Here is a 6,617-nt window from a genome sequence, read left to right on the forward strand (position 1 = left end):
CCGGGGGCTGTTTTTCGATTAAAGCTACCCGCATACCGGCCTGACTAAGTGCCACTGCAATAGCCGCCCCCACCATGCCACCGCCAACGATACTGATATCAAACTGCTGTGCTGTCGTAGTCATAACATTTTGTCTTGTGAAGAGTTAACCGTATTGTACGCCAGGGCCTGCCAAAAAAGAAAATCTCAGGCTCAGACGCAAAAGTTTATATTTTTGTTGAAAGTAAAACTGCATTAGCCCTGTCTGTGTTGACAGTTCATCTGACAACAAGGACATACACCATGACACGTTATCTTATTGCTGCCTCGGCAATATTGTTCAGCATCAAACTTATGGCTGCGCCAACCATTGCCAACGCGCCAGAACAGGTCACTCCGCTGTTAAACGGACTGAGCATACCGCAGGTCAGCTTAACTAAAGCTGATGGTAAAACCGTTGCACTACAGCAACTGGTGCAGCAAAAGCCCAGCGTACTGGTATTTTACCGCGGCGGCTGGTGCCCGTATTGCAATGCACAGCTGGCATCACTGCGGGAGATTGAACCCGCACTTGAAAAACTCGGTTACCAGTTGATAGCGATAACGCCAGACAGCGTAGCGTCTATTAATAAAAGTCTGAAAGACACTGGCGGACAGCAGCTGAATTACACTTTGTTGTCAGACAGTAATTTCAGCGCCAGCAGTGCTTTTGGTTTGGCTTATTACCTGGATGACAAAACAGCTGCAGCCTATAAAGGTAAACTAGGCAGCCTGCTCACCACCGAAGCTGGCACTGAAAAAGTCGTGCTGCCAGTGCCAGCAGTGTATATCGTCAATACCCAAGGCGAGGCGCTATTTAACTATGTGCATATCAACTACAAAACCCGTTTGCACAGTGAGTTACTGCTAAAAGCGGCTGAGTTAGCGCTGCAATAAGCTCTGCAATTTTCAGGTTGTCTCTCACCTGTTTACAGCAGCAGACAAACTTCGCGTTTCTGCTGCTGTTTTTTTCCGGAAAAGCGTTGACGACAGCATAAAAATACGGCATTTTTCGCGCCCTGTTTGGCAAGCGTTATATCTGATGCTAGCCTGTTGGTTTTACCCTGTGCCGGAGATGACTGATGCGTAATGTAACTGTTGCTGCTACCCAAATGATTGGCGGCTGGAATGTCGATGAAAACATTGCCCGAGGCGAACGTTTAGTGCGTGACGCCGCAGCAAAAGGCGCACAGATCATTCTGCTGCAGGAGCTGTTTGAACGTAATTACTTCTGCCAGAAACAAAAACCAGAATATCTGGAATTTGCTACTACAGTGGCAGAAAACAAAGCCGTGGCGCATTTTACGAAAATAGCCAAAGAGCTGAATGTAGTGCTGCCAATCAGCATTTATGAGCGTGCCGGCCACTGCCTGTATAACAGCGTAGTGATTATTGATGCTGACGGTGAAAACCTGGGTACCTACCGTAAAAGCCATATTCCAGACGGCCCGGGTTACAGTGAAAAGTACTATTTCACGCCTGGCGACACCGGTTTTAAAGTGTTCGATACCAAATACGCCCGTATCGGCGTGGGTATCTGCTGGGATCAGTGGTTTCCGGAGTGTGCACGCAGCATGGCACTGATGGGTGCAGAGCTGCTGTTCTACCCAACCGCTATCGGCAGCGAACCACACGACCCAACAATCAGTTCGCGCGACCACTGGCAACGCACGCAGCAAGGCCATGCAGCAGCAAACTTAACACCGCTTATCGCGTCAAACCGTATTGGTACTGAAACCGAAGGCGACTACCATATTACGTTCTACGGCAGCTCTTTTATTGCTGATGCAACCGGTGCCAAAGTGCAGGAAGCCGGTGAAACCGAAGAAGCTGTACTGGTACACACTTTTGATTTAGATGCCGTTGCTGCTACCCGCCGCGCCTGGGGTATGTTCCGCGACCGCCGCATTGATTTATACGGCGCTGTCCTGACCAAAGACGGTGAAACCAAGCAACCTAAAACACAAGGTGGTAATTAAGTGGCGTTTCGCAATTTAACCTCTACCCCACGCGCTGATGGTTTTAGTATGCCTGCTGAGTGGGCAACACATAAACAAACCTGGATGGTATGGCCTGAGCGCACTGATAGCTGGCGCTTAGGTGCTAAACCTGCGCAGCAGGCGTTTGTTACTGTGATTAAAGCCATTGCCGGTTTTGAACCGGTTACCGTAGGTGCCTCGGCGGCGCAATATGCTAACGCCCTGGCGCAGCTGACCGATGCGGGCACAAAATTCCCTATCCGCGTGGTGGAGATTTCCAATAACGACGCCTGGTGTCGTGATACCGGCCCAACCTTCGTAACCAACGCAGCCGGTGAAGTACGCGGTATCGACTGGACCTTTAACGCCTGGGGCGGTCTAAACGGTGGTTTGTATTTCCCTTGGGACAAAGACGACCAGGTTGCCAGTAAAATTCTTGGCATTGAGCAGTTGCCACGTTACCGCACTGAAGGTTTTGTACTTGAAGGTGGCGCTATTCATGTTGATGGTGAAGGCACACTGCTAACCACAGCCGAGTGTTTGCTGAACAAAAACCGTAACCCGCATTTAAGCCGCGAGCAAATCGAGCAGCAGATGCGCGATTATCTGGGCATCGATAAAGTACTGTGGTTAGAAGACGGTATTTTTAATGATGAAACCGATGGCCATATCGACAATATGGCCTGCTTTGTTAAGCCGGGCGAAGTGGTACTGGCCTGGACGGATGACGAATCTGATCCGCAGTATGCCCGCAGCAAAGCGGCGCTGGATTACTTAGAAGCCGCTACCGACGCCAAAGGCCGCAAAATTAAAGTGCATAAACTGCCGGTGCCTGCACCTATTATTGCCAAAGCTGAAGAGTATGCCACGGTAGATGCGACCATGAGCGCCATTCCACGCGAGGCTAATGCTCGGCTGGCTGGCTCATACATTAACTTTTATCTGTGTAACGGCGGCTTAATACTACCGACTTTTGATGACCCGAATGATAAAGTGGCGGCAGAAATTCTGCAAAGCCTGTATCCACAGCATAAAGTGGTTACTGTGCCGGGGCGGGAAATTCTGTTAGGTGGCGGTAATATTCACTGTATTACCCAACAGCAGCCCTGCGGAACAAAGTAACAAGTGCATAGTTCCACAAGGTAACAACACACAGGGACGCCGTGGATCCGTCCATGGAGGCTCCTCTGCGGCCTCCATGCCGCAGACGCCCTGTTTAGTTGTTACCTTGTTTTACCGATGGCACGGTCTAACCTTGCGTAGGTTAGAACTCCATTTTTGTTGCCACAGAGTGTTTGAGAGAGCGCGTAAGCAGCGAACGAGTTGCTGTGGCAAGCCAAAATGGATGTTGTAACCGTAGCGGTCTTTTAACTCTAAATGTGAAGAGTAAAACGATGTCCAAAGCCTGCGCCTTACATATACTGGTAAAAACCCGCGAAGAAGCAGAAAAACTGAAACAGCAATTAGCCAAAGGTGCTGATTTTGGCAAGTTAGCCAAGCAGCATTCGCTGTGCCCGTCCGGCAAAAAAGGCGGAGACTTAGGCGAATTCCGTAAAGGCCAGATGGTAAAAGCCTTTGATGATGCGGTGTTCAAAGGCCCGGTGTTGGAAGTTCAGGGACCAGTGAAAACCCAGTTTGGTTTTCACCTGATCAAAACCCTGTATCGCAGCTAGCTTAGTGGCTTATTCACTGCAACTGATAATCTTGTTTATCGCACTGATACCGCCGTTTTGCCAAATCATCTCATAGTGAGCGCTTTGTACCATTTTGGTCACATAGCGCGGGCTGAACAAGCCCCAGCATACAGCGCCGCTGCTACGTACAGAGTGATACTGCACACCGGCACTACCACTGCCGCGCAGCTTTAGCCCCAGCGTTTGAGCCGCTGCATAATCTTCTTTCGCATAGACGGCATCAGTGCCTGGTAAAACCGTCAGATCTGCCAGCGTAACATCACAAAACTCACAGCTTAAGGCACGAAATACAAAACGCTCGTACGCCAGCTCAGGTACCTTAGACCAGTACTTGTTCTGATGATAGGCCACTTCGCTAATAGCTGTTTTAAGCGTATCAGCCAGATATAGCACGCCAAAACGTCCGTCAGAAAAACGGCTCCCTGCCGGACTGACATGGGTAAAAGGCGCAACTGCATAAGAGCAGCCGGCAATACCAAATGGAATATCACGGCTTGGTAACAGACTCAGGTTACCGGCCATCGCTTTTAATCTGGGGTTGGTTAGCGCTTGCAGCGCAAATAAGGCGTCAAATTCATCAGCATCAGCCACATCGTCAAATACTGACTGCGGCGGATATTTCGAATTAATCAGCCGGAAGCATTTTTGTTGCTGTATTTTCACTTCAGCCAGCACCGAAGCAGTAAAAACAGCCTTTATCACCACTGGCCACCACGTAGTGCGTCGATATGTTTATAGGTTTCATACAGCGCAGAAAACTGACCACTGCTGATAACATCGAGCGGGCTCAGGCCATTAAAATAGGGGTTGTGATTAGACATCGCCATAAAACCATACAGGTTTTGCGGGTTATCAAACAGCAGCCGCAAACTGCTATGGATATTCAGCAGATAGCTTATACGCTCTAACTGGTCTTGCGTCAGGCTCGCGCTGCCGGGGTCATTGCGGTATTTATAATAAGCGGCTTTGGATATCTGTAAAATACGCTGTATCTGCTCTGCAGAGCAGTGCCATTTATCCAGAATAGCGAATACCGTTTTCAGACCGGTGGCCGCTATCTGCCGTTGGCTTTGCTTATCAGACTGAACTAGCTGCATAACCGCCTCTACCCGCTACATCGATAGTATCAATATAGACCAAATTACATAAATAGTCCACACAGAGAATCTGCAACCCAAAAAAAGCAGACGCTATGGTCTGCTTGTGATTGTCTGCACTGATGGCCTCTGAGCTTAGGCTTTACCCAGCGCTTTTGCTCTGAGCTTAGCTTTGAGCGTGCCATTCTTCATCGGTTTTTTGGCTTTTTCGCCGTGGCGGGCCTGAGCTTGCTCGGGCGTAACATAATCAGGGTCATGTTCATAACCGGGCAGCACTGTCGCTGTGATCACCTGCTGAATTAACCGTTCAATATCCTGCAGGGCTTTAATTTCGTCAGGCGTGATAAGCGTTAAGGCCACACCACTGTTGCCTGCCCGGCCTGTACGACCAATGCGGTGTACATAATCTTCCGGCACCTGCGGCAGATCATAATTCACTACATAAGGCAGCTCGTTGATGTCCAGCCCACGCGCGGCGATATCGGTTGCCACCAGTACTCGCACACTGCCTGTTTTGAAATCATCCAATGCTTTAGTGCGTGCGCTCTGGCTTTTATCACCGTGGATAGCCGCACACTTTAAACCGTCTTTTGCCAGTTGTTTCGCCAACCGGTCAGCACCATGTTTAGTGCGTACAAACACCAGTACCTGTGGCCAGTTATTTTTACCAATAACATGCGATAGCAGCTCACGTTTACGATGACGGTCAACCAGATAAGCCAGTTGCTCAACCCGCTCTGCTGCGGCATTGGTGGCCGCAACTTCAATCAGCTGAGGGCTATTGAGCAGCTCATCGGCCAGTTGTTTTATTTCATTTGAATAGGTTGCTGAAAATAATAGCGTTTGTCGTTTCCCAGGCAATTTCGCCATGATGCGTTTGATATCGACAATAAAGCCCATATCCAGCATACGGTCAGCTTCATCCAGCACCAGCACGTCCAGCGCTGATAAATCAACGGTTTTCTGATGCAGGTGGTCAATCAGCCTGCCTGGCGTCGCGACCAGTACGTCCAGGCCTAACGCTGCTTCGTCATACTGCGGCCTTATCGACACACCACCGTAAAACACGGCAGAACGTAGATTAAGGTACTGGCTATACTTGCGCACATTATCATACACTTGCTGCGCCAGTTCACGGGTTGGCGTCAATACCAGCACCCGTACCTGGTTTGCAGCTACGACCTTTGGTGCATTGAGCATTTGCTGCAGCAGCGGTAAAGTAAAAGCTGCTGTTTTACCTGTACCGGTCTGAGCGCCAGCCAGAACGTCTTTACCCGCTAAAATGACCGGTATACTCTGCAGCTGCACCGGCGTAGGCGATGCATAACCCTGCTCTGTCAGAACGCGTAAGATGGGCGAAGCCAGTGCGAGAGATTGAAATGACATTAAAATTCCTGATTTACCTAACCTTGACCCGTGCTGTCAGGCGTTTTTATCGGTATAGCGCCCAGAGCAAAGTGCGCAGTATAACAGAACAGCATCATGCGGAGTTAGTGTAGTGAGCAACTGGTACCTTTATATGGTACAAACCGCCAGTGGTCATTTATACACCGGTATCAGTACTGACCCGATGCGGCGCTTACGCCAGCATCGCGGTGAAATAACAGGCGGAGCTAAGGCGCTGCGTGGTAAAGGCCCTCTGACGCTGGTATTTCAACAAAGTTTGCCTGATAAAAGCAGTGCGGCAAAAGCCGAATATCAACTGAAACAGTTACCCAGAAGTGCCAAGCTGGCGCTGGTTGCTGACTATAACCAAAGTGAGTCTGATGGATAATTTTGTGCTGATCCTGGCCTATCTGATGATAGGTGTTTTATTGCGCCGTCTGCCG

At 49.6% G+C, this 6,617-nt stretch carries 9 protein-coding genes; 5 read left to right on the plus strand and 4 right to left on the minus strand.

What is annotated here, in order from left to right; all coding sequences use genetic code 11:
• Positions 1-124, minus strand: a 124-nt coding sequence (locus VIN66_RS03170) for an FAD-dependent oxidoreductase (protein WP_331922642.1), incomplete at its 3' end; no start/stop codon positions are given.
• 158 nt (positions 125-282) lie between these two features.
• Here VIN66_RS03170 and VIN66_RS03175 point away from each other — a divergent pair.
• The 4 genes from VIN66_RS03175 to ppiC all read left to right on the plus strand — a co-directional run bounded on the left by VIN66_RS03175 (position 283) and on the right by ppiC (position 3,670).
• A complete protein-coding gene (locus tag VIN66_RS03175; RefSeq protein WP_331922636.1) occupies positions 283-915 on the plus strand; it encodes a peroxiredoxin-like family protein in 633 nt (210 codons plus the stop codon).
• Between the two features lie 182 nt (positions 916-1,097).
• Positions 1,098-1,997 carry an N-carbamoylputrescine amidase gene (gene aguB / locus VIN66_RS03180; protein ID WP_206109667.1) on the plus strand — a complete coding sequence of 300 codons (900 nt, stop codon included), beginning with the start codon at positions 1,098-1,100 and terminating at the stop codon, positions 1,995-1,997.
• Complete coding sequence (gene aguA / locus VIN66_RS03185; protein WP_331922637.1) at positions 1,998-3,119, plus strand: agmatine deiminase; 1,122 nt, start codon at positions 1,998-2,000, stop codon at positions 3,117-3,119. It begins immediately after the preceding gene.
• A gap of 272 nt (positions 3,120-3,391) precedes the next feature.
• On the plus strand, positions 3,392-3,670 hold the full coding sequence (gene ppiC / locus VIN66_RS03190; RefSeq protein WP_226767688.1) for a peptidylprolyl isomerase PpiC: 279 nt from the start codon (positions 3,392-3,394) through the stop codon (positions 3,668-3,670).
• Between the two features lie 9 nt (positions 3,671-3,679).
• On the opposite strand, the gene VIN66_RS03195 is transcribed toward ppiC, so the two are convergent.
• The 3 genes from VIN66_RS03195 to VIN66_RS03205 all read right to left on the minus strand — a co-directional run bounded on the left by VIN66_RS03195 (position 3,680) and on the right by VIN66_RS03205 (position 6,174).
• Positions 3,680-4,393, minus strand: coding sequence for an RES family NAD+ phosphorylase (locus tag VIN66_RS03195; protein ID WP_331922638.1), 714 nt, complete (start codon positions 4,391-4,393; stop codon positions 3,680-3,682).
• Entirely contained in the window at positions 4,390-4,788 is a 399-nt protein-coding gene (locus VIN66_RS03200) for an antitoxin Xre-like helix-turn-helix domain-containing protein (protein ID WP_331922639.1), read from the minus strand. The genes VIN66_RS03195 and VIN66_RS03200 overlap by 4 nt, the downstream gene beginning before the upstream one ends.
• A 135-nt stretch (positions 4,789-4,923) precedes the next feature.
• Positions 4,924-6,174: a DEAD/DEAH box helicase gene (locus VIN66_RS03205; protein ID WP_331922640.1), complete on the minus strand. Its 1,251-nt coding sequence runs from the start codon at positions 6,172-6,174 to the stop codon at positions 4,924-4,926.
• 112 nt (positions 6,175-6,286) lie between these two features.
• On the opposite strand from VIN66_RS03205, the gene VIN66_RS03210 reads away from it, so the two are divergent.
• Positions 6,287-6,562: a GIY-YIG nuclease family protein gene (locus VIN66_RS03210; protein WP_331922641.1), complete on the plus strand. Its 276-nt coding sequence runs from the start codon at positions 6,287-6,289 to the stop codon at positions 6,560-6,562.
• Positions 6,563-6,617: the final 55 nt, after the last annotated feature.

Source organism: Rheinheimera sp. (assembly GCF_036568245.1).
In the GTDB taxonomy this organism is placed as follows: domain Bacteria; phylum Pseudomonadota; class Gammaproteobacteria; order Enterobacterales; family Alteromonadaceae; genus Alishewanella.

Excerpts from the sequence above, each read along its gene's own strand:
- VIN66_RS03200 (WP_331922639.1), bottom strand. The coding sequence starts at position 4,788 with ATGCAGCTAGTTCAGTCTGATAAGCAAAGCCAACGGCAGATAGCGGCC.
- VIN66_RS03205 (WP_331922640.1), bottom strand. The coding sequence starts at position 6,174 with ATGTCATTTCAATCTCTCGCACTGGCTTCGCCCATCTTACGCGTTCTG.
- VIN66_RS03175 (WP_331922636.1), top strand. The coding sequence starts at position 283 with ATGACACGTTATCTTATTGCTGCCTCGGCAATATTGTTCAGCATCAAA.
- ppiC (WP_226767688.1), top strand. The coding sequence starts at position 3,392 with ATGTCCAAAGCCTGCGCCTTACATATACTGGTAAAAACCCGCGAAGAA.